The following is a 21,754-nucleotide window of genomic DNA, read 5'->3' as shown; positions in this document are numbered from 1 at the left end:
CGCGCGCTAAGTTGTTGAACAATCCCGACAGGAGGTCCGCATGCCCACGATCGACCTGAACAGCGACCTCGGCGAGGGCTTCGGCGCCTGGACCGCGGGCGACGACCGCGCCGTGCTCGACCTGGTGTCCAGCGCGAACATCGCGTGCGGTGCCCATGCCGGCGACCCGACGATCATGCTCGACACCTGTCGGGCCGCAGCCGAGCGGGGTGTCGCGATCGGGGCACACGTCGCCTACCGGGACCTCGCCGGCTTCGGCCGCCGACCCGTGCACGTGACCCCGGACGAGCTCTACGCCGACGTCGTCCACCAGATCGGTGCCCTGGCCGCCGCCGCACACGTCGCCGGCACCCGGGTCACCTACGTCAAGCCGCACGGCGCCCTCTACAACACGGCCTGCGCCGACCCGGTGCCGGCCGAGGCCGTCGTCCGCGCGGTGGCGGACGTCGACCCGTCGTTGGCGGTCCTGGCCCTGCCCGGGTCGGAGCTGCTCCTCGCGGCGGAGCGGCACGGTCTCCGAGCGGTGAGCGAGTCCTTCGCCGATCGCGCCTACGAACCCGACGGCTCCCTCGTGTCGCGCAGCCGTCCGGGCTCGGTGCTGCACGACCCGGACGAGGTCGCGGCCCGGGTGCTCCGGATGGTGACCGACGGCGTCGCCACCGCGGTCGACGGCACCGACATCAGCGTCCGTGCCGACTCGGTCTGCGTGCACGGCGACTCCCCCGACGCGGTCGCGATGGCCCGGGCGATCCGCGCGCTGCTGACCGAGCAGGGCATCGGCATCACGGCGTTCGCACCGGCGTCGTCAGCGTCGTCGGCGTCGTCGGCATGAGCCCCGACCTCCGTTCCGCTGGCACCTCGGCGGTGCTGGCGACGTTCGACTCCCTCGCCGAGGTCGTGGCGTTCCGCGCCGGACTGGCGGAACCCGGACTGGCCGACGCCGCTCCGCCGGGCGTGACCGAGGTCGTCTCCGGCGCTCGGACGCTGCTGTTCCGGTTCGATCCGGCCGTGACCGACGCCGGACGGGTCCGCTCGCTGCTGACCGAGGTCCGGCCCTCCCGTCCGGCCGACGACCGCCACGAGCGGGAACCCGTCGTCGTCCCGGTCACCTACGACGGCGCGGACCTCGACGCCGTCGGCGACCTGACCGGCATGTCCCGCGAGGACCTCGTCGCCTGGCACACCGGCCAGGTGTGGACGAGCGCGTTCTGCGGCTTCGCCCCCGGCTTCAGCTACCTGACCGGCACCGCGCCGTCGCTCGACCTGCCCCGCCGCGACACCGCGCGCACCGCGGTCCCGAGCGGCGCCGTGGCCCTGGCCGGCGAGTTCAGCGCCGTGTACCCGCGGACCTCCCCCGGCGGCTGGCAGCTCATCGGCCGGACCGAGGTGCCGATGTGGTCGCTCGACCGCACGCCGCCGGCCCTCGCGCCGGCCGGCGTCCGCCTGCGCTTCGTCGATGCCGGGGCCCGCTCGTGAGCACCCTGACCGTCGTGCAGGTCGGGTACGGCGTGACGACGCAGGACCTCGGCCGGCCCGGCCTCAGCGACATGGGACTCGGTGCCGCGGGAGCTGCCGACCGGGGCTCGGCGGCACTGGCGAACCGGATGGTCGGCAACCGTCCGGACGCGGCCGTCCTGGAGGCCCTGCTCGGCTCCGTCACGCTCCGCACCGACGCGTACACGGTCGCCGCCGTCACCGGTGCACCGTGCCCGGTGTCGATCGAACGGGCGGACGGCCGGGTGCACGGGGCCGCCGCCTACGAGGTGCTGCTGCTCGAGCCGGGCGACACCCTCCGCGTCGGGCTGGCCGAGGAGCGGCTGCGTGCCTACGTCGCCGTCCGCGGGGGCGTCGCCGTCGACCCGGTGCTCGGCAGTCGGTCGTGGGACTCGCTCGCGCACCTCGGTCCCGCGCCGCTGACCGTCGGGGACGTGCTGCCGATCGGCGCCGGGCCCAGCCACGGCGCCGGCGCTGGGGTCGGGGCCTGGCCGGTCGTCGATGCCGTGCCACCGCCGCTCCTGCCGTGGCCCGGCGACCCGGTGGTGCTCGACGTGGTGCCCGGCCCCCGTGACGACTGGTTCACCCCGGACTGGCGGACGACCCTGACCGGCCAGGACTTTCACGTCAGCCCGGACAGCGACCGGGTCGGGGTCCGGACCACCGCGGTCACTCCGCTGGTCCGAGCGGTCACCCACGAGCTCCCCAGCGAGGGCGTCGAGACCGGGTCGCTGCAGGTGCCGCCGGCCGGGTTCCCGGTGCTGTTCCTGGCGGACCACCCGGTCACCGGCGGCTACCCGGTCGTGGCCGTCCTGACGCCGGAGTCGGTCGACCGTGCCGCCCAGCTGCGCCCGGGTGACACGCTGCGCTTCCGCATCGCCCGCTGAACGCGCTGGACACGGAGCCGGAACAACGACCCCTCCCCCGTGGTTGGCGTCACCGGGCACCGTCAGCGGACGGGGTCCGACGACGAAAGGTGCACACCATGACGATGACCGTCTTCCTCGAGGTCCAGATCCGTGACGACGTCGCAGCCGACACGGTCGAGGCCGCGATCCGCGAGACCCTGGCCCAGACCGCAGCCCGGCAGGGCAACGAGTCGCTCGAGGTCCTGGTCGACGACGAGGACCCGACGCGCATGGTCGTGCTCGAGCGCTGGACCACCGCCGAGGACCACGACGCCTACGTCGCCTGGCGCGCCACCCCCGACGGTGCCGCGGAAGCGCTCGGCGCCGTCCTCGCCACCCCGCCCGTCACGAAGACCTTCGGCCGCACGATCTCCCTGCCCTAGCCCCCGCGGAAGGTCAGCGGGCGGCGTGCTCGCGCGCCTCCATGGCGTCCCAGGCGAAGCTCGCCAGCCAGTGGGTGGAGTAGTACTCCTCGCCGACGCTCGCCGCGAGCCCCGAGGCGAGCAGCCGGTCGGCCGCGCCGTCGAGCAGGTCCGCCAGCGCGGTGTCCTCGGAGTCAGCCGCACGCAGGGCGTCCGCGATGCGCCGCGCGGAGCCGGCCCGCGACAGGTCGAGCCCGAAGAGGTGCACCTGCTGCGGGTCGTTCTCGTCGCGGACGGTCGTCGGGGTGAGGATCGCGTCCCCCGCCGAGACCTCGGCGAAGAACGCCCGCGCCCAGGGTCCGAACTCGGCCGCGGGCAGCACGGCGCGCATCAGGTCGGCCTCGGCGAGCCCGGCGGACAGGAAGTCGTGCCCGCTGCGCTCCCACGCGAAGGGCCATCCGGCGTCGTCGCCGAACCACTCCCGCGCAGCGCGTCCGACCGTGGCGACGAGGTCGGACCGCCCGAGCGAGCGGGCCCCCTCGAGCACGAGCAGCAGTCCGAACGCGGAGTTCGAGTGCACCCCGTGCCGGACCGGGTGCGCGGCGCCGTCGACCCAGCGGGTGACGAGGTCCTCGAGCACGGTGACGACCGGGGTGAAGCCCGGTGCGAGTGCGCGGATCGCCGGGACCTCGGACGCGGACACCTCGGCGGCGAGACGCATCAGCCACGCCCAGCCGTACGGGCGCTCGTAGTGCGGGGTCTCGCGGAGGTACGCCGCCTCGGTGGCCAGGTGCTCCGTCGACAGGTGGGCCTGCAGGACCGAGGTGATCCGTGCCTCCAGGTCGGCCGGCACCCCGAACGCCAGCAGGCGGGTGGCGAGCCAGTGCATGTGCACCGACGAGTGCCAGTCGTAGGACGTGGCGAAGGCGGGGTGCAGCTCGACCGGCAGCGCGCGGTCGTCCGGACCCGAGGTGGTGTGGTGCGCGGCGTACGGGTACTCGCGCGTGACGTTGTCGAGCGCGACGGCCGCGAAGCCCGGCGCCCAGGCAGCACGGTCCAGGTCCGGCGCGGACGGCGACCCGACGGGGGCGGGCTCAGAATGCGACAAGGTACATCACTCCCATGTTGACGACGAGCAGGATCCCGGCGGTCGGGAGCTGCGCCTTGATCGGCCCGTACTTGTCCCGCATCTCGAGCAGGGCGGCGGGCACGAGGTTGAAGTTCGCTGCCATCGGGGTGACCAGGGTGCCGCAGAAGCCGGCGAGCATGCCGATCGCGAAGATCGCGGCCGGGTTGCCGTCGAATCCCTGCACGAGCACCGGCCAGCCGATCGCCGCGGTCATGATCGGGAACGCGGCGAACGCGTTGCCCATGATCGCCGTGAACAGCGCCATGCCGAGGCAGTAGACGACGACCGCGGCGAGCAGCGAGCCGTCGGGCAGCACGGCCTTGATGATCGTGCCGACGGCGTCGCCGACCCCGGCCTGGGTGAAGACGATGCCGAGCGTGGAGAGCATCTGCGGCAGGAGCGCTGCCCAGCCGATCGCCTGCAGCAGGCGTGCGCCCTCGCGGACCGGGGTGTCGAGACGCGGCGGGCGGAGCACGAGCACCGCGACGACGACCGCGAGCACCGAGCCGATGCCGAGTCCGGTGAGGGTCGCGCTGCCGTCGGCGAGCAGCGGCTCCCCACCGATCCGGACGAGCGGACCGAGGGTCGCGACGAGCACCGCGACGACGGGGATGACGAGCGCCGGGATGAACAGCCGGTTGCCGAACCGCTGTGCGAAGCCGGCGCGCTCGTCCGGGCTGGTCGTCGCGAGGACACTCGTGCTGGAGCTCGGCCGGGTGGTCACCGCGGTCGGCTCGGCCGGCCCGGTCGCCGATCCGACGCCGGCGCCCGGGACACTGGCGACACGGGTGCGGCTCGTGGTGCCGGTGAAGCCGAGCCCGGCGAGCGCCACCATCACCAGGACGGCGATCCCGAGTGCCCAGGCGGGGAGCACGCCGGCCACGACGAAGGTGCCGGCGAAGAAGGAGAGCCCGAGGATGCCCCAGAACGCCGCGTTGCCGACGCGCTTGGCGTGGGTGCGGTCGGTGAGGATGAACACGGAGACGGCGATGAAGAACGCGCCGATGAGCCAGTAGAGCCATTCGCTGGTGATCACGCTGCGACCCCCTCGGTCTGGCGGACGTCGGCCGCCATCTTGTCGAGCTTGCGGTCGAGGAGCAGCAGTCGGGTGCCGTGCACGAGCAGGGCGGCGATGCCGGTGGGGATCGCCCACAGCGCCAGGTCGATCGGCTCGAGCGTCAGCTTGTAGGCCTCGTCCACGAAGGACGTGATGAGCAGGATCGACCCGACGGCGACGAAGACGTCCTCGCCGAAGAACACCCCGACGGTGTCGGACGAGGCCGAGAAGCCCTTGATCTTCTCGCGCATCCGCTCGTCGATGCGGCCGTACTTCTTCGTCGCAGCGCCCTCGGCCATCGGGTGCACGAGCGGACGGACCGTCTGCGCGGGACCGCCGATGCTGGTCAGACCGACGGCCGCGGTGACCTGCCGCACCACCAGGTACCCGGCCAGGATGCGGCCCGTCGTGAGCCGGTCGAGCTTCGCGATGAGGCGCTTCGCCTGGTCCTGCAGGCCGTAGCGCTCGATGAGCCCGATGACCGGCAGCACGAGCGCGAAGGTCGTGACGCTGCGGCTGGACGCGAAGCCACTGCCGAACGCGGTGAGGATGCCGACGGGGTCGATCCCGCCGATGGCCGCGGTGACGATGCCCGCGACGGTGACGACGAGCAGCGCGTTGACGCGCAACGCGAACCCGATGATCACGACGGCGACGCCGATGAGGACGAACATGCGGGACAGTCTGGCCCGCATTGTTCAACAATCTCAAGAGGGCGCCCGGATCTGTAACACGGCGGTCACACGGGCTGCGCTGTCGGGCTCTGCGAGGATCGGCACATGACCCGAACCGTCAGCGGCGCAGAGTCCACCGCGGCACGCCTGCGGTCCTCGATCGCGGACGGCGGGTTCATGCCGGGGACGCAGCTGTCCGAGGAGCGACTGAGCGACCAGCTCGGCGTCTCGCGGAACACCCTGCGCGAGGCGTTCCGACTGCTCGCCCGCGACCGACTGGTCGAGCACGTGTTCAACCGCGGTGTCTTCGTCCGACGGCTCTCGGCGGCGGACGTCACCGACCTCTACGCTGCCCGTCGGGTGCTCGAGGAGGCCGGCATCCGCGCCTGCACGCCGGACTCCCCCGCCCTCGCCGCCGCCTCGGCCGCCGTCGCCGAGGCCCGTGTCGCCGCCGCAGCGCAGGACTGGCGAGCCGTGGGCACCGCGGACATCCGCTTCCACGCCGAGCTCGTCCGTGCCGTCCCGAGCGCTCGGCTGCACGGCCTGATGGACGCCCTGCTCGCCGAGATGCGGCTCGCGTTCCTCACCACCGACGACCCCGGAGCGTTCCACGGCGAGTTCGTCGAGCGGAACGAGGCGATCGTCGCCGCGCTCCGCTCCGGCGAGCAGGACCGCGCGTCGGCCCTGCTGTCCGACTACCTCGACGACGCGGAGCGAACCCTGCGGGCGGCAGCCGCCGCAGGCTGACGCGTGGCGGCTGGTGACGGCCGGGAGGCACGGCGGACCTCCATCCCGCGGGCTTGCGCGGAAGGGACACCACCGGCACGATGGTCGTCACCGACCGGAGGGGACCCATGCGGAAGACGTCGCTGATCATCCTCGGCCTCGCGGCTGCCGGACTGCTCCTGGTGCTCGGCGAGCCGCTGCCAGCCGCCGCGGCGGCCCTCGCCGGACTGTGGCTGGCCGACCGGACGCCGGTGATCGGCGACACCCCGATCCCGCCCGAGGCCGCCGCTGGCGTCGACGTCCGCGCCGTCCGGCAGTACCGGGAGCAGCACCCCGGCGCGACGATCACACAGGCGGTGGCCGCCACCACCCGCCGCTGACGCGGCAGGGTCAGCCCGCCGTCGGCGGCTCCGTCTCGCCGTCACCAGCGGTCAGGTCCGACCGGGTGTCCGCGTGGATGACGGTGTCGTGTCCGAACGTCCGGGCAGCGGCACGGAGCCGCGCCACGAACTCGTCGTTCTCGAGCTCGAGTTCGTCCTCTTCGGCGTCCTCGACGACGACCTCACTCGACGGCCCGATGAGGATCTTCGTGGTCGTCATCGTCCCGTCGTGGGCGACCGAGGGCACCGCCACGGTGTCGGCTCGGTCGCCGCCAGAGAGCGCCGCCGCGTACTCGATGACGGCGTCGGCGACGTCGTCGCTCGTCAGGATCGCAGTGTTGTCGTAGCGGATGGTCTTCATCAGGGGTGCTCCTCTCGCACCGCCATCCTGGCCCGCACGGCCGACGGGCTCCTCAGTTCCTCCGGGAACCGCGAACGAGCCGGCCGCAGCCCCGCCACCGGACGGGAGGCACGGCGCCGGCCCGCCACGGGCCTCCCGTCCGTCAGCGTGAACACCTCCACAGGCCCCGGCGAGCCGAGCCGTCCTCACGGCAGGCGTGGCCCGTATCCTGCGACCGTGCCCACTGATGCGCGTCACTGGTTCCTCGCCCGCGACGAACGCGGCAACACCGCGACCGAGGTGCACGCCGGTGGCGACGACCGCCCCGCGTGGTCCGACGGCAACCTCGTGCGGCCGCTGGTGCACGGAGTCTCGTACTTCGCCCGCATCGAGGCGGAGCTGTCGGCACTGCAGCCCGGCGACCGCGTCTGGTTCACCGACTGGCGCGGAGACGCCGACGAGCGCCTGTCGCCCGACGGGCCGACGATCGGCGACCTGCTGGCCGACCGGGCACGGGCCGGGGTGGAGGTCCGCGGCCTCATCTGGCGCTCCCACGGCGAGCGGATCTCGGCGTCCCTCAGCGCGAAGGCCAACGAGTTGCTCGGGCGGAAGATCAACGACGCCGGCGGCGAGGTCTTGCTCGACCAGCGCGTCCGGTTCTTCGGCTCGCACCACCAGAAGTCCTTCGTCATCCAGCACCGCGACGACCCGTCGCGGGACGTCGCCTACGTCGGCGGCATCGACCTGTGCCACAGCCGCCGTGACGACGCCGGGCACGAGGGCGACCCGCAGGCGATCTCGATGGACTCCCGGTACGGCGACCGCCCCGCGTGGCACGACGCGTCGATGGAGCTCCGCGGGCCGGTCGTCGCGGACGTCCTCGCCGTGTTCGCCGAGCGGTGGGACGACCCGCACCCGCTGGACCGCAGCCTGCCCTACCGGATGCTGCTGCAACGCCTGGTCCGGATGCCGCGCCACCCGGAGCCCCTGCCGGAACGGACTGCCGCGCCGCCGGTCGCGGGAGAGCACGCCGTCCAGCTCCTCCGCACCTACGGGGTGAAGCGCCCGCCGTTCCCCTTCGCGCCGGAGGGCGAGCGGAGCATCGCGCGGGCCTACGGCAAGGCGTTCCGGACGGCTCGGTCCCTGATCTGCATCGAGGACCAGTACCTGTGGTCCCGCGAGGTCGCGACCGGCATCGCGGAAGCCCTCGAGCGGAACCCCGGCCTCCGGGTGATCGTCCTGGTGCCGCGGTACCCGAACTCCGACGGGGTGTTCAGCGGTCCGCCGGCCCGTCTGGGGCAGATCGACGCGTTGACGACCCTCCGCCGGACGGCCCCGGACCGCGTCGGGGTCTTCGACCTGGAGCACGAGTCCGGCCGGCCGATCTACATCCACGCCAAGGTGTGCATCGTCGACGACGAGTGGTTCACGATCGGGTCGGACAACTTCAACCGCCGCTCGTGGACGTCGGACAGCGAGTTGACGTGTGCTGTCGTCGACACCTCGGACAGCTCGCTCGCCCGCGACCTGCGGCACGAACTGTGGGCGGAGCACCTGGCGACGACGCCCGACGACCCGCAGCTCGACGGCACCGGCGCCGAGCTCCTCGCCCGGTGGCGCGCACACGCCCGCGCGCTCGACCACTGGCACGAGGACGGCCAGCCCGGACCGCGTCCGCCGGGACGCATCCGCCAGCACGAGCCGGAGCCGGTGTCGGCGCTGCAGCGGCTCTGGGCGGCCCCGGTCGCGAAGCTCGCGGTCGACCCGGACGGGCGGCCACGAGCGCTGCGGGGCACGACCCGGTTCTAGCGCGGCGACCGACGGACGGACGGGAGGCGCGGTGCCACCTGGCACCGCGCCTCCCGTCCGTCTGCCCCGGCGCTGACTACGCGCCGTGCGCCTCCTCGGCGACCGGCTGCCACTCGCGCCACGTCGCGAGGCGGGACTCGTAGTCCTTCTCCGCGATGCCGAGCGGCGCCTTGCCGAAGAAGACGCGCAGCGGCGGCTGCTCGGCGTCGACGACCTTGAGGATCGCGCTCCGCGTCGCCTCGGGCTTGCCGGGGTCGGCCGCGGAGGGACGCTTGGACGCGGCCTCGCGGACCTCGGCGTAGGCCGGGTTCTCGTCACTGTGCTTCGAGGACGGGCCGGACCAGTCGGTGGAGAACCCGCCCGGCTCGATCAGAGTGACGTGGATGCCGAAGCCGGCGACCTCCTGCGCGAGCGATTGCGACAGCCCCTCGAGCGCCCACTTCGACGCGTGGTAGGCGCCGACCGTCGGGAACGCGCTGATGCCGCCGATGCTCGACACCTGGATGACGTGTCCAGAGCCCTGCTCGCGCATGATCGGCAGGGCCGCCTGGGTGACCCAGACCGCGCCGAACAGGTTCGTCTCGAGCTGGGCGCGGAGCTCGTCCTCGGTGAGTTCCTCGACCATGCCGAAGTGGCCGAAGCCGGCGTTGTTGACGACGACGTCCAGCGAGCCGAAGTGCTCGGCGGCCTGCTGCACGGCGGCGACGTCGGCGGCGCGGTCGGTGACGTCGAGCCGGAGCCCGAGGAACGTGTCCGGGTACTGCTCGACGAGGTCCTGGACGTCGTCGGTGTTGCGGGCGGTGCCGGCGACGGAGTCACCGCGTTCGAGGGCGGCCTCCGTCCACTCGCGGCCGAAGCCCTTGGATGCTCCGGTGATGAACCAGGTCTTGCTCATGTGTCCTCCTGTGGTTGCCGCGCCCCAGCCAACGCCGTGGCCGGTCCGCGGGGACGGATGTTCGCGGTGGGCGAGGTCAGACCGACGCTTCGGTGTGCCGCACCTTGCCGACGACGACGTCGACGATCCCGGCGACCAGTGCGGCGCCGACGAACGCCAGGGAGACGCCCAGTCCGAGCGGCAGTCCCTTCGCGTAGTCGCCGTGGGAGCTGGCGAGGGTCGAGTAGAAGACGCTGCCGACCGCGGCGATCCCGACCGCCGAGCCGACGCGCGCGCCGACCTGGATGAGCCCACCGGCCGAGCCGCCCTGTTCGACGGGCACCTCGGACAGCGTCAGGGTCTGGTTCGGCGAGATCGTCAGGCCGGAGCCGACGCCGGCGACGAGCAGCGGCAGGACCAGCCACCAGCCCAGGTCCGACTCGTAGTGGTTCGCGACGACCCAGATGACGACGCCCAGGCCGATGAGCACCAGGATCGTGCCGACGACGATGAGCTGTCGGCCGAAGCGGTGCACGATCCGTCCGCCCAGGGTCGAGGCGATGCCGGACCCGATCGCGAACGGCACGGTCGCCAGGCCCGCGGTCAGCGCCGAGTAGTGCAGCCCGGACTGCAGGGCGAGGGTCAGGACGAAGAACAGCGGGGTGAAGCCGGCGAAGTACACCGTCGCCAGGCCGACACCGAGTGAGAACGACCGGCGGCGGAAGAGCCGCAGGTCGACCACGGGCTCCTTGGTCCGCTCGTAGTGCCGCTCCCACAGGACGAACAGGACGGCGAACACGACGGCGACGACGATCAGCCACCACTTCGTGCTGCCCTTCCACACCTGCGACTGCACGAACGGCAGCAGCAGGGCGACGACCGCGGCACCCAGCAGGACGATGCCGACCGGGTCGAAGTCGTGCTTCTTCCCGCGCTCGGCACTGGACGGTGCCGGCAGGTAGCGGAACGCCAGGAGGATCGTGACGAGTCCCACGGGCAAGTTCACGAAGAAGACGAACCGCCACCCGTTCTCGGTGCCGAAGGCGGTGATGAGCAGGCCGCCGATCAGCGGGCCGATGGCGGTGGCGATGCCGACGGTGGCACCGAACAGGCCGAACGCCTTCCCGCGCTCCCGGCCCCGGAAGAGCTGCTGGATGAGCGCGGTCACCTGCGGGGTGAGCAGACCGCCGGCGAGACCCTGCACCAGGCGGGCGATCACCAGGACGATGCCGTTCGGGGCGAAGCCACAGAGGGCACTGGCGAGGGTGAACAGGCCGACGCCGATGACGAACATCCGCCGCCGTCCGGTCGCGTCACCGAGGCGCCCGCCGGGGACGAGCAGCAGGCCGAACGACAGGGCGTACCCGGAGAGGATCCACTGGACCGCCTCGGGCGTCGTGCCCGGCAGGCCGGTCGAGATCGACTGCAGGGCGACGTTGACGATCGACACGTCGAGCAGGACGATGCCACCGCCGAGCAGGCAGATGACGAGGGCCTTCCAGCGGTTCGGGTCCGGCTGGTCGCCGTCCGACTGCGCTGCCTGGTCGGGCTGGGCCGGCGCGTGCTCGGCGCTCTCCACGTGGTGGGCGTCGTGGTGCGGGACGGTGGGAGCCGCATCGGGCTCGACGGGTCTACGGTGTTCAGCTGTCATGGCCACTTCACGCTAGGCTCGCCGACCCCCGGAGCCGGCCACGATCCTCCCGTCCCCGCACGGCAGTGTGAGGGAACGCACAGGAGCAGCGGTCGGGTGCTCACACCGGACTGAGCGGCTCCAGGTCACCCTCGGGCAGTTCGACCCGCACGCCGTCACCGGGGCGGACGACTCCCCCGCTGACGACGACGCCCATCACGCCGCCCTTCCGTGAGACCGACCCGTCCTCGGCACGGCCGAGCACCTCGCGGAGCAGCCCGGGCTCGAAGTCGTTGATCTGCTGGCACGGGTTCCGGAGGCCCGTGACCCGCACGCAGGCGTCCTCGCCCAGGTGGAGCAACGCCCCGGTCGGCAGCCCGAGCAGGTCCACCCCGCGCGTGGTGACGTTCTCGCCGAGCAGCCCCGGCGCGACGGAGTGGCCGGCGGCCTCGAGCTCGTCGAAGAGCTCGGCGTGGATCAGGTGCACCTGCCGCAGGTTCGGCTGCGACGGGTCCCGGGCGACGCGGGAGCGGTGCTGCACGGTGGTGCCGGCGTGCGCGTCGCCCTCGATGCCCCACCCCTCGACGAGCGTGACCGCATCGACGACGGGCTTGCTGAAGTGGTGGTCGTGGTCACGGCTGACGGCCACGACCTCGGATCGGTCGGTTCCCTGGTTCCCCATGACGCGAGTCTCGTGCACCGACCCCGCCGGCGACAACGGTCGGGGTGCCTAGGCTGGCGTGGTGCTCCCGCTCCGTCCGTCGTCCGTCCGCCCCGACCGGCGCACGTCGTGACCGCCCGAAGCCAGCTCGCGGCGGCCGTCGCGCCGGGAGCACCGCCGCTCGTGACCGACATGCCGTCCGCTCCGACGCCACGGCAGGCGGCGGTCCTCATGCTGTTCGGCCCGCTCGACGACGTGCCGAGCGACCGTCCGGCGCGTTCCGCCGACGTCCCGCGGGACCTGGACGTGCTCCTGCTCGCCCGCGCCAGCACCCTCCGCTCCCACGCCGGCGAGGTCGCCTTCCCCGGTGGCCGCGTCGACCCGGGTGACGCCGACGTGGTCGCCGCGGCACTCCGGGAGGCGCGTGAGGAGACCGGCCTGGACCTGACGGGCGTCGACGTGCTCGGCACTGCGCCGGCCGTGCCGCTCGCCCACTCGCGGCACCTGGTGACGCCGGTCCTCGGCTGGTGGCGTGCCCCGTCGCCGGTCCGGGTGGTGGACGAGGCCGAGTCGGCAGCCGTCTTCCGCGCTCCGGTCGCCGATCTGCTCGACCCGGCGAACCGCGGCATCACGGAGTTCCGACGTGAGGGCCAGACCTGGCGCGGGCCGGCGTTCACCGTCCGGACCGACTCGAGGTCCTACGTGGTGTGGGGCTTCACCGCCACGCTGCTCGACGGGTTGTTCGACCGGGTCGGGTGGACCGAGCCGTGGGACCACGAGCGGGTGGTGGCCATCCCCGGGCAGTGAGCCCCGGCGCGTCAGCCGAACGGGATCACCCGCACCACGATCCCGACGACGAGCATCGCCGCGGCCACCACCGCCGCCCGCCACAGCACCTTCCTGTGGTGGTCGCCGAGGTTCACGTTCGCCAGGGACACGAGCAGCAGGATCGCCGGCACGAGCGGGCTCTGCATGTGCACCGGCTGCCCCACCACCGAGGCCCGCGCCATCTCGGCGGGCGTGATGCCGAAGGCCGAGGCGCTCTCCGCCAGGACGGGCAGGATGCCGAAGTAGAAGGCGTCGTTGCTCATGAAGAACGTCAGCGGCATGCTCAGCACGCCCGTGATGGCCGCCAGGTACGGGCCCATCGAGTCGGGGATCACCGCGACCAACCAGTCGGCCATCGCGGCGACCATCCCGGTGCCGTCGAGCACGCCGATGAGCACCCCGGCGGCGAACACCATCGACACGACGCCGACGATGCTCGGCGCGTGGGCCACGATCTGCGCGCTCTGCTGCTTGAGCTGCGGGAAGTTGACGAGCAGCGCGACGGCCGTGCCGACCATGAACACGTACGCCAGGGGCAGCACACCGAGCACCAGGACGACCATGACCGCGACGGTGAGCACGAGGTTGAACCAGATGCGCTTCGGGCGGAGCGTCGGACGGTCCGGGTCGAGCATCGTCGACGCCATCGTCGCGCCGGAGCCGGAGCCGGAGCCGGAGCCCGAGCCGGACACCCCGCCGACGTCGTCTGCACCGTCGACGCCCTCGCCGTCCGCCCGGCGGCCGTCGGCCTTGCCGCCGCGCAGCCCGAGCGCGACGGTCGGGCTGGTGAACATCCCGCCGCCGGTCCCGCCGGCCGCCGCGAGCATCCGCGAACCGACGCCCACTCCGCCCCCGGCCCCCTGCCGGCTCGGTGCCCGGGACGCCCGGGTCGCCGAGGTGAACTCGATGAGCCCGAGGCGCTTCCGCTCCGCCAGCCCCATCGTCCACGCGAACCCGAAGCACAGCAGCAGGCCGACGATCAGCGACGGCACGAGCGGCACGAAGACGTCCGTCGGGTCGATCTTCAGCGCGGCGGCGGCGCGGGCGGTCGGGCCACCCCAGGGCACGATGTTGAGCGTTCCGTTGGTGAGCCCGGCGACGCACGTCAACACGACCGGGCTCATGCCGAGCTTGAGGTAGATCGGCAGCATCGCCGCGGTCACCACGATGAACGTCGTCGACCCGTCCCCGTCGAGGGACACCGCACCCGCCAGCAGGGCGGTGCCGAGGACGATCTTCGCCGGGTCGTTGCCGGTCACCCGCAGGATGAACCGGACGAGCGGGTCGAACAGGCCGACGTCGATCATCAGGCCGAAGTACATGATCGCGAACATCAGCAGTGCGGCCGTCGGCGCGAGCGTCCCGATCGCCTTCATGACCATGTCGCCGAGGCCCAGGCCGGCACCGGCGAAGAGCCCGAAGACCGTCGGCACGATGATCAGGGCGAGCATCGGTGACATCCGCTTGGTCATGATCATCACCATGAAGACCACGACCATCGCGTACCCGAGGATGACGAGCATCAGGACTCCTTCGTCCGTGTCTGGCAGTCCGGGCACGCTACGACCCGGCCGGGAGGCGCGGCGCGCTTCTGCTCGTTGGCGCACCATCGCGCATTGACCGTGTTGTGCGCATTCTGCGCACGACGAGCGCCGCGTGCTCCGTACGCTGGTGTCGTGACCGACGACCGTTCACGGCGCCGCAGGCTCCGCTTCGCCACCGAGGTACTGGTGCTGCAGCTCGTCGTGGTCGTCGCCGTCGTCGTCCTCACCAGCGCCGTGTTCGTCCGGATCGAGGTCACCCGACTCGAACGGGCCGCCGAGGGGACCGCCCTCGCGATCGCCCAGAGCGTCGCCGCCCAGGACGACCTCCGCACCGAGGTCACACGGCTCAGCGTCGACGGGACCGACCTCGACCGCGCCGACCTCGCCGACGGTCCCGTGCAGCAGGCCGCCCTCGACGCCCAGCGGCGGACCGGGGCGCTGTTCGTCGTGGTGACCGACGACCGCGGGATCCGCCTGGCGCACCCGGACGCGGACCGCATCGGTCGGATGGTGAGCACCTCCCCCGACGCCGCACTCGGCGGGCGCGAGAGCGTGTCGTGGGCGCGCGGCACCCTCGGCGAGTCCGCGCGGGCGAAGGTGCCCGTCTACGGAACCGGTGCCGACGGGACGGGCGTGGGGCGGGCCTCCCGGCCGGACGTGGTGGGCGAGGTCAGCGTCGGGTTCGCGCGGGACCGCGTGTACGACACCCTGGTCGAGGACAGCGTGCCCGTCGTCGGTGCCGGGCTCGTGGCGGTGCTGCTGGCGGTGATCGCCTCCGTGCTCATCCGTCGGCGACTCGTCCGGTTGACGCTCGGCGTGCAGCCGGAGGAGCTCGTGACGCTCGTGCAGAACCAGCGGGCGGTCCTCGGCGGGGTCGGCGAGGGCGTCATCGCGACCAGCCCCTCCGGCACCGTGACCGTCTGCAACGCCGAGGCCGCACGGTTGCTCGCGCTGACCCGACCGGTCGGACGGGCCGTCACCGACCTGGACCTGCCCGACGCCCTGGCCGCCATGCTGGACCGTGCCGCGCCGACCCCGGCGAGCGCCACCGTCGTCGCCGGCCCGCAGGTGCTGCTCGTCGACGTGCGGAGCGTGTTCCGCGACGGCCTCGACCTGGGCCGGGTCGCGGTGCTGCGGGACCGGACGGACGTGGAGGCCCTCAGCCGACGACTCGACGCCGTCGGTTCGCTGACCCAGGCGCTCCGGGCCCAGCGGCACGAGTTCGCCAACCGGTTGCACGCGATCGCCGGGCTGCTCGACGTCGGGGAGACCACCCGGGCCCGCGCCTACCTTGCGGACGTGCAGGAGCGGGGGCCGCTGCGGTACCCGGTGCAGCACGCCGACCGGTTGACCGAGCCGTTCCTGCAGGCGTTCCTCGGCGCGAAGGGCGTAGAGGCGGCGGAGCGCGGGGTGCTGCTGCGGATCGGACCGGAGACGCTGGTGCAGGGGACGATCACCGAGCCCGGGGACGTGACGACGGTGCTCGGGAACCTGGTGGACAACGCGGTGACGGCGGCCCTGTCCGGGGCTCGGTCGTCGCCGGACCAGCCGCAGCCGTGGGTGGAGGTCGAGGTGCTCGACGAGGGCACGACGCTGCACCTGTCGGTGATGGACTCCGGGCCGGGCGTCCCCGGGGACCGGGACCTGTTCGCGCGCCGCTCCCCCGGACCGCGTGCCGCCGGCGATGACGACCGCGGTTCCGGCGACCCCGGGCAGGTGCACGGGCTCGGCATCGGCCTGCCGCTGTCGCGGGAGATCGCCCGGCGGAACGGCGGGGACGTGTGGCTCGCCGACCGCGGCGGGCCGGGCGACGGCGGCGCCGACGACACGACGCACGGCGCGGTGTTCTGCGCACGACTCGGAGGAGCGGTGGGATGACGGACCTGATCGTGCTGGTGGTCGACGACGACTTCCACGTCGCGGACCTGCACCGACGGCAGGTCGACCAGGTGCCCGGGTTCCGGGCGCTCGACCCCGTCGGCACCGTGGCGCTCGCCCGCCAGGTGTTGGCGACGACCCCGGTCGACCTGGTGCTCGTCGACGTCTACCTGCCGGACGGCAGCGGCCTCGACCTGCTCCGCGCGGTCGACACCGACGCGTTCGTGCTGAGCGCCGCCTCCGACTCGGGGACCGTGCGGCGGGCGATGCGGCACGGTGCCCTGGCGTACCTGATCAAGCCGTTCGACTCGGGGGTGCTCGCCGAGCGGCTGCGGGCGTACGCACGCTCCCGGAACGTGCTCGACGAACGGGCGACGCTCGACCAGGAGGCCGTCGAGCGGGCGTTCCGGATCCTGCACGCCGGGGACAGCGGTGGCGCTTCCCCGTCGCGGGCGGCCACGGCCGCGCTGGTGCTCGAGCAGCTGTCCGGGTCCGAGGAGCGCTCGGCGGCCGAGGTGGCGGCGGCGATCGGCGTCTCGCGGGCGACGGCGCAGCGCTACCTGGCGCAGCTCGCCGCCGACGGGTCCGCGACCATGCAGCTGCGCTACGGCGCGGCGGGGCGGCCGGAGCACCGGTACACGCGGCGCTGACGTCGCACGCTGACGTCGCGGCGGCCCGGTGGTACGACGACGGGCGGGAAACACCCCCCAAGGCTGCTTCCCGCCCGCTCGTCAGTCGCAGACGTTCCGAGGCAGCTGCGACGGGTCCCCGATCTTGATGCCGACGACCGTCTCCGCGTCAGCACCGATCTCGAAGGTGATCGTCCCGCCGGAGCTGGACGTCTGCCACAGCGACCACGGGCCGGACGCGGCGGGGTCTTCCGGGTGGACGTCCGGGTACTCCGACCGGATCGCCGTGAGGGTCGCACCGCGGCCGGATCCCCCGGCGGTGTGTGGGCCGGACGGCGTGGCGGAGCGCTCGAGCGTCGAGTCGTCGCCGATGACCCGGACGACCCGCACGACCCCGTCGAGGTCGGAGAGGACCTCGATCACGGTGCCGTCGTCCCAGGTCCAGGCACCGTATCCCGGAGCGGGACACCCGTCGTCGATCGGCGGACGCACGGTGCCGGAACCCAGGTCGTCGACTTCGGCGTCGAACTGCCCGCCGAGGGCGATCGGCCCGATCTCGTCCCCCGAGATGGTCCACGTCGACGGGTCGTCGAGCGCGAACGGCCCCCTCGTCGACGTCGGGGTCGGCGTCGGCACCGGGTCCGGCGTCTCCTGGACCGGCGCCGAATCGGGCGTGCTCGGCGCCACCGGTTCGGAGGGACTGGGCGTCGGCGCCGGGGCGGACGCGGTGAACGGCTGCGGGATCATCCCGAGCGCGACACCACCGCTCGTGGCACCGAGGCCGAGCAGGGCGATCACGCCGATGACGATGCCGGCACGGCCGCCGCGTCGGCGGGGTGCGGGGCGACGGTCCTCGGCACGGTCGAGGACCGTCTGCTTCATCGAGACGAGCATGCGCTGCAGGTCGTCTCCGGTGGGAGGCTCAGTGTTCATCGTGCATCACCGCCTTCTTCAGTCGTGCGCGCGAGCGAGAGACCCGCTGGGTGACCGCCCCGACACTGAGGCCGAGCATCTGTGCGGCTTCCGCGTACGAGTGCCCCTCGAGCAGGCAGAGCTCGCAGATGCGCTGGTCCGTCGGGGGCAGGGTCGCGATCTCGTCGCGGACCCAACGCAGACGCTCGCGGGCCTCGTCGGCGTCGGGCGGTGCGGGCAGGTCATCGGGGAGTTCGTCCGCCGCGCCCTTCGCGAGCCGCCGGGACTGGTTGCGGGCGTGGTTCCGGCACACCACGAGCAGCCACGGCAGCAGGGCGCTGGTGGCGAGGTCGAGCTCGCCGGACTTCTGCCAGAGCGTCAGGAACGTGTCCTGCACGAGCTCTTCGACGTCCTGCTTGCTGCCGGCCAGCGCCCACGCGTACCGGGTCAGCGTCGGCGCGAACCGGTCGAACGCGTCGGCCAACGCCGCGCGGTCCCCGTTCGCGAGCCGACGAGTCAGTGCTGCGTCGGCTTCGGTGTCCTCGTCCACGGATGCCCCCTCTCACTCCAGAAGTGTCGGGTGCGCGCTGATCCTGACGAAGACTCCGCGATCGGGCGTGTCGCGCGGTGCCGGATCGCGCTGCGCCGGTTCGCGTCCGGCCGGGGCATGACGGAGGGGAGGCACGGTGCCAGCTGGCTCCGCGCCTCCCGTCCGTCAGGTGTGAGCACTCGCACACGGCACCAGTGGTCCCACGGAGGTCCTCCGGTCCGCCCGGTGTGAGACTGCTCCTCCTGCCACCGAACACGATCGAGGACACCCGATGCCCGCAGACGACCACGACACGTCCCCCGCCCCTGCCGGCGGTCCGGTCCGGCACGGCCGCCAGCGCCGCCGGAGACTCGTCCTGCCGACGATCGGCGGCGTGCTCGCGATGGCCCTCGTCCTGACCGGCGGCTACGCGGCGTGGTCCTACGAGCAGCTCGACTCGAGTCTCACCAAGGTCCACATCACCCGTTCGGCACCCTCCGGAGCGCCGGGCGGTGGCGGAGGCGAGGTCGCCGACACCGACGGGAAGGCGCAGAACATCCTCCTGGTCGGGGACGACCACCGTCCGGCCGACGCGACCCCGCAGGAGCTCGACGAGCTCGGCACCCAGCTCGACGACGGTGCGACCAACACCGACACCATGATCGTGCTGCACATCCCCGCCGGCGGCGGCAGCGCCACGATGATCTCGTTCCCGCGCGACTCGTGGGTGCCGATCCCCGGGCACGGCACCTTCAAGCTCAACAGCGCCTACTCAGACGGTGCGGCGAACGGCGGTGGTGACGCGGGCGGCATGGGCCTGCTCATCCAGACCATCGAGAACATCAGCGGCCTCACCATCGACCACTTCGTGCGGGTGTCGCTCCTCGGCTTCTACCAGCTCGTCAAGGCGCTGGGGCCGATCACCGTCTGCCTCAACCACCCCGCCCACGACCCGAACTCGGACGTCGACCTGCCCGCCGGCACGTCGACGCTGAACGCCTCCCAGGCGCTGTCCTTCGTCCGCCAACGCGACGGACTGCCGCGGGGCGACCTGGACCGTGAGGTCCGTCAGCAGTACTTCCTCTCCCAGGAGGCGCGGGAGGCCCTGTCCGCGCGCACACTCCTCAACCCGGTGAAGGTCGCGGACCTGCTGCACGGCGTCGGCGACGCGGTGCAGATCGACGACACCCTGAGCATCCCCGACCTGGTCTCGACCTTCAGCGACATCGACCTGTCCGCGATCCGATCAGCCACGATCCCCACCTCCGGCACGCCGACCATCGACGGGTACTCCACCGTGGCCGTCGACTTCGCTGCCCTGCCCGCCTTCTTCCAGGACATCGTCGGCCCGCCCGCCGCGTACGTCGCCGCGCGGGCCGCCGCCCCCTCGGCCGTGCACGTCGCCGTCCTGAACGGAGCACAGACGCCCGGCGCTGCCGGGACGGCGTCGGCAGCCCTGACGGCGAAGGGCTTCGTCGTCGGAGCACCGGGCGACACCACGACGACCGGTACGACCGTCGTCGAGTACCCCGCGGGGTCGGAGGCGCAGGCGAAGGCGGTCGTCGCAGTCGTCCCCGGAGCGCTGGCGGTCGAGTCCGCAACGGTCAGCGGTGTGACACTCGTGCTCGGTACCGACGGCCACACGGTGGCGGCGGCAGCGGCTCCCAGTGCGACGAGCACCGCGCCGTCCCCCGCGGCGAGGAGCCACGCGGCCGAACCGGCACCGGCACCCGCGAAGCCCGTCGGCAACGCCTACGGCGCGCAGGGCACCTGCATCAACTGACCCCACCCGTGGCGGACGCGAGGTCTCCGTTCGGTCTCGTTCTCTCCCGTGGGTCCGGCTCTCCAGGGACGACGCCCCAGAGTGGAGGGCATGGACTCCTGGGGCATGGGCGACACCGGACGGCTCATCGGCAGCAGCTACGGGTGGATGGTCACCGTCACGACCCCTGCCAGCGCCGTGGCGGCCACGGCGCTCGTCGCGATCACGAGCGGCACCCTCCCCGACCTCATGTCGTTCGTGTGGTTCACCGGCCTGTTCCTGGTCGCCACCCTCGTCCTGGCGCTGGCCGGCGCCCTGATCTCGGTCCCCTTCACCTACCTGCTCGGGCGGGCGCTCGACCGGGTCCCCTCCCGTGCGGTCCACACCGCCGCACACTCGGTCCTCGCCGGCGTGCTCGCAGCGGGAGCCTCGTCGCTCACCACCTCACTGTGGCTGAACGGTCTGCTGCCGTCCATCGCGATCACGATCGCCGTCGCCGCGGGAGCCGCTGCGGCCATCGCCACCTGGCGGCAGCTCCGTCCCGCGCCTGTCGTCGCCGTCGTCCCCGTGGACGAGCAGCACGACGAGACGGAGCGCGTCGACGCCCAGCGGTCGGTGTGACGGACAGGAGGCGCGGTGCCAGCTGGCGCCGTGCCTCCCGTCCGACACCCGCGCACGCTGGTGCGCCGGTGACACCGCGGTCAGGGCAGCAGGACGACCTTGCCGTTGATGGTCCGTGACTCGGCGCACCTCGGGGCGATGGGGATCGGAGCGGACGTGTTGTACGCGTCGGAGGTCGCGGCGATCCGGGCGCAGGCGGGTGCGCTGTCCGCGGCCGGGTCAGGGTCCGACGGTTGAACACGGAAGAGGACCAGCTCAGCTCCGCTTCCTCCTCCCCCTGCGGGAAGCGACGAGCATGGTGACAGCCGCGCCACCGACGACGACGGTGAAGACGACACCCAATCCCCGGACCGACTCACCAGGCGTGCCGTACCCCGCGATGACCGCTGAACCAGGATCGTCCTGGCGGTAGACGACGGTGACGGCGTCACGGAGCTCGGGCTTCGCCTGGGAGACCCAGTCCGCCCAGATCACATGACGCGACGAGCCGGAGGAGAAGTACTCCGCCCCGAAGCGTCGGTCCGATGACTCGGGGCCGTCGTCCACGTCGATGACCGTTCCGGAGACCCGTGTACCCGTCGCGAGCAGGTCGTTGTTCCCGGCGATCAAGACACTGCCGATCGTGACGAGCAGCGGACCGATGAGCAGCATCGCAGCGATCAGGAGCACGAGCGGCGCTCGCCCTCGCTTCGGCGCGGCAGGGCTTCCCGCTCCCGTCGGTTTCATCATCGTTGCTCCCCGTGACGGCACATCAGACGACGTCCTGTTCCCGGCTCGGGCCACAGGCGCCGGAAGCGTCGCGGCAGGGCTTCAGGTCTGGGCCACGACATGGACCGAGCTTCGCAGATCCACCGATCACCCGTCGGGTGCAGGCCCGGAATGTAACGACGAGGTAACAACCACAACGACCACCAAACGGTTGCGCCGGGTGCCCCGAATCACTGTCACAAGCCGGGAAACACCCGCAAGCGCTCACCAGCAGCTCACCGCTGGTTCTCCACCCCCAC

23 protein-coding genes are annotated in these 21,754 nt (G+C 72.7%); 12 read left to right on the top strand and 11 right to left on the bottom strand.

Annotation, left to right across the window (positions count from 1 at the left end; translation table 11 throughout):
• Positions 1-40 precede the first annotated feature (40 nt).
• The 4 genes from QL987_RS13075 (at position 41) to QL987_RS13060 (ending at position 2,785) form a co-directional block, all read left to right on the top strand.
• Positions 41-832, top strand: a complete 792-nt coding sequence (locus tag QL987_RS13075) for a 5-oxoprolinase subunit PxpA (RefSeq protein WP_290158030.1) — start codon at positions 41-43, stop codon at positions 830-832.
• Complete coding sequence (locus QL987_RS13070; RefSeq protein ID WP_290158029.1) at positions 829-1,476, top strand: allophanate hydrolase subunit 1; 648 nt, start codon at positions 829-831, stop codon at positions 1,474-1,476. The genes QL987_RS13075 and QL987_RS13070 overlap by 4 nt, the downstream gene beginning before the upstream one ends.
• Entirely contained in the window at positions 1,473-2,381 is a 909-nt protein-coding gene (locus QL987_RS13065; protein WP_290158028.1) for a biotin-dependent carboxyltransferase family protein, read from the top strand. Before QL987_RS13070 ends, QL987_RS13065 begins: the two co-directional genes overlap by 4 nt.
• A 98-nt stretch (positions 2,382-2,479) precedes the next feature.
• A complete protein-coding gene (locus QL987_RS13060; RefSeq protein ID WP_290158027.1) occupies positions 2,480-2,785 on the top strand; it encodes an antibiotic biosynthesis monooxygenase family protein in 306 nt (101 codons plus the stop codon).
• 13 nt (positions 2,786-2,798) lie between these two features.
• On the opposite strand, the gene QL987_RS13055 is transcribed toward QL987_RS13060, so the two are convergent.
• From QL987_RS13055 to QL987_RS13045, 3 genes are read right to left on the bottom strand one after another with little or no spacing between them, the layout of a single operon-like run.
• Positions 2,799-3,872, bottom strand: coding sequence for a DUF2891 family protein (locus tag QL987_RS13055; RefSeq protein ID WP_290158026.1), 1,074 nt, complete (start codon positions 3,870-3,872; stop codon positions 2,799-2,801).
• Complete coding sequence (locus QL987_RS13050; RefSeq protein WP_290158024.1) at positions 3,859-4,929, bottom strand: DUF979 domain-containing protein; 1,071 nt, start codon at positions 4,927-4,929, stop codon at positions 3,859-3,861. Before QL987_RS13050 ends, QL987_RS13055 begins: the two co-directional genes overlap by 14 nt.
• Positions 4,926-5,624 carry a DUF969 domain-containing protein gene (locus QL987_RS13045; protein ID WP_221849117.1) on the bottom strand — a complete coding sequence of 233 codons (699 nt, stop codon included), beginning with the start codon at positions 5,622-5,624 and terminating at the stop codon, positions 4,926-4,928. The genes QL987_RS13050 and QL987_RS13045 overlap by 4 nt, the downstream gene beginning before the upstream one ends.
• A gap of 105 nt (positions 5,625-5,729) precedes the next feature.
• Between QL987_RS13045 and QL987_RS13040 the strand changes: the two genes are divergently transcribed.
• Both QL987_RS13040 and QL987_RS13035 read left to right on the top strand, forming a co-directional pair.
• Positions 5,730-6,371, top strand: a complete 642-nt coding sequence (locus tag QL987_RS13040; protein WP_221849116.1) for a GntR family transcriptional regulator — start codon at positions 5,730-5,732, stop codon at positions 6,369-6,371.
• A 107-nt stretch (positions 6,372-6,478) separates the two neighbouring features.
• Positions 6,479-6,730, top strand: a complete 252-nt coding sequence (locus tag QL987_RS13035) for a hypothetical protein (RefSeq protein ID WP_290158020.1) — start codon at positions 6,479-6,481, stop codon at positions 6,728-6,730.
• 10 nt (positions 6,731-6,740) lie between these two features.
• On the opposite strand, the gene QL987_RS13030 is transcribed toward QL987_RS13035, so the two are convergent.
• Positions 6,741-7,091: a hypothetical protein gene (locus QL987_RS13030; protein WP_290158018.1), complete on the bottom strand. Its 351-nt coding sequence runs from the start codon at positions 7,089-7,091 to the stop codon at positions 6,741-6,743.
• 216 nt (positions 7,092-7,307) lie between these two features.
• Between QL987_RS13030 and QL987_RS13025 the strand changes: the two genes are divergently transcribed.
• Positions 7,308-8,879 carry a phospholipase D-like domain-containing protein gene (locus QL987_RS13025; RefSeq protein ID WP_290158016.1) on the top strand — a complete coding sequence of 524 codons (1,572 nt, stop codon included), beginning with the start codon at positions 7,308-7,310 and terminating at the stop codon, positions 8,877-8,879.
• Positions 8,880-8,955: 76 nt separating this feature from the next.
• On the opposite strand, the gene QL987_RS13020 is transcribed toward QL987_RS13025, so the two are convergent.
• The 3 genes from QL987_RS13020 to QL987_RS13010 form a co-directional block, all read right to left on the bottom strand.
• Positions 8,956-9,774 (bottom strand): SDR family oxidoreductase, encoded by an 819-nt coding sequence (locus QL987_RS13020; protein ID WP_253464624.1) that lies wholly within the window; start codon positions 9,772-9,774, stop codon positions 8,956-8,958.
• 76 nt (positions 9,775-9,850) lie between these two features.
• The gene (locus tag QL987_RS13015) at positions 9,851-11,404 is read right to left on the bottom strand and encodes an MFS transporter (protein WP_290158015.1); all 1,554 of its coding nucleotides are present in this window, start codon (positions 11,402-11,404) and stop codon (positions 9,851-9,853) included.
• A gap of 100 nt (positions 11,405-11,504) precedes the next feature.
• Positions 11,505-12,065 (bottom strand): MOSC domain-containing protein, encoded by a 561-nt coding sequence (locus QL987_RS13010; RefSeq protein WP_290158014.1) that lies wholly within the window; start codon positions 12,063-12,065, stop codon positions 11,505-11,507.
• A 171-nt stretch (positions 12,066-12,236) separates the two neighbouring features.
• On the opposite strand from QL987_RS13010, the gene QL987_RS13005 reads away from it, so the two are divergent.
• Entirely contained in the window at positions 12,237-12,851 is a 615-nt protein-coding gene (locus tag QL987_RS13005; RefSeq protein WP_290158036.1) for a CoA pyrophosphatase, read from the top strand.
• A gap of 11 nt (positions 12,852-12,862) precedes the next feature.
• On the opposite strand, the gene QL987_RS13000 is transcribed toward QL987_RS13005, so the two are convergent.
• Positions 12,863-14,395 carry a citrate:proton symporter gene (locus QL987_RS13000; protein WP_290158013.1) on the bottom strand — a complete coding sequence of 511 codons (1,533 nt, stop codon included), beginning with the start codon at positions 14,393-14,395 and terminating at the stop codon, positions 12,863-12,865.
• A 153-nt stretch (positions 14,396-14,548) separates the two neighbouring features.
• On the opposite strand from QL987_RS13000, the gene QL987_RS12995 reads away from it, so the two are divergent.
• Positions 14,549-16,294 carry a sensor histidine kinase gene (locus QL987_RS12995; RefSeq protein ID WP_290158012.1) on the top strand — a complete coding sequence of 582 codons (1,746 nt, stop codon included), beginning with the start codon at positions 14,549-14,551 and terminating at the stop codon, positions 16,292-16,294.
• Positions 16,291-16,944, top strand: coding sequence for a response regulator (locus QL987_RS12990; RefSeq protein WP_111074434.1), 654 nt, complete (start codon positions 16,291-16,293; stop codon positions 16,942-16,944). Before QL987_RS12995 ends, QL987_RS12990 begins: the two co-directional genes overlap by 4 nt.
• An 81-nt stretch (positions 16,945-17,025) precedes the next feature.
• Here the strand turns inward: QL987_RS12990 and QL987_RS12985 are convergent, their stop codons facing one another.
• Positions 17,026-17,856, bottom strand: coding sequence for a hypothetical protein (locus QL987_RS12985; protein WP_290158011.1), 831 nt, complete (start codon positions 17,854-17,856; stop codon positions 17,026-17,028).
• Positions 17,846-18,385, bottom strand: a complete 540-nt coding sequence (locus QL987_RS12980) for a sigma-70 family RNA polymerase sigma factor (RefSeq protein ID WP_290158010.1) — start codon at positions 18,383-18,385, stop codon at positions 17,846-17,848. The genes QL987_RS12985 and QL987_RS12980 overlap by 11 nt, the downstream gene beginning before the upstream one ends.
• Positions 18,386-18,656: 271 nt before the next feature.
• Between QL987_RS12980 and QL987_RS12975 the strand changes: the two genes are divergently transcribed.
• Positions 18,657-20,147: an LCP family protein gene (locus tag QL987_RS12975; protein ID WP_290158009.1), complete on the top strand. Its 1,491-nt coding sequence runs from the start codon at positions 18,657-18,659 to the stop codon at positions 20,145-20,147.
• Positions 20,148-20,237: 90 nt separating this feature from the next.
• Positions 20,238-20,747 carry a hypothetical protein gene (locus tag QL987_RS12970; RefSeq protein WP_290158008.1) on the top strand — a complete coding sequence of 170 codons (510 nt, stop codon included), beginning with the start codon at positions 20,238-20,240 and terminating at the stop codon, positions 20,745-20,747.
• A gap of 255 nt (positions 20,748-21,002) precedes the next feature.
• Here QL987_RS12970 and QL987_RS12965 read toward each other — a convergent pair whose 3' ends face one another.
• Positions 21,003-21,416: a DUF3592 domain-containing protein gene (locus QL987_RS12965; protein WP_290158007.1), complete on the bottom strand. Its 414-nt coding sequence runs from the start codon at positions 21,414-21,416 to the stop codon at positions 21,003-21,005.
• Positions 21,417-21,754 lie beyond the last annotated feature (338 nt).

The sequence above is a fragment of the Curtobacterium sp. APC 4022 genome (assembly GCF_030407555.1).
Lineage (GTDB): Bacteria > Actinomycetota > Actinomycetes > Actinomycetales > Microbacteriaceae > Curtobacterium.
The sequence above is the reverse complement of the archived record's forward strand: the minus strand, read 5'-3'. Positions and strand labels throughout refer to the sequence as shown.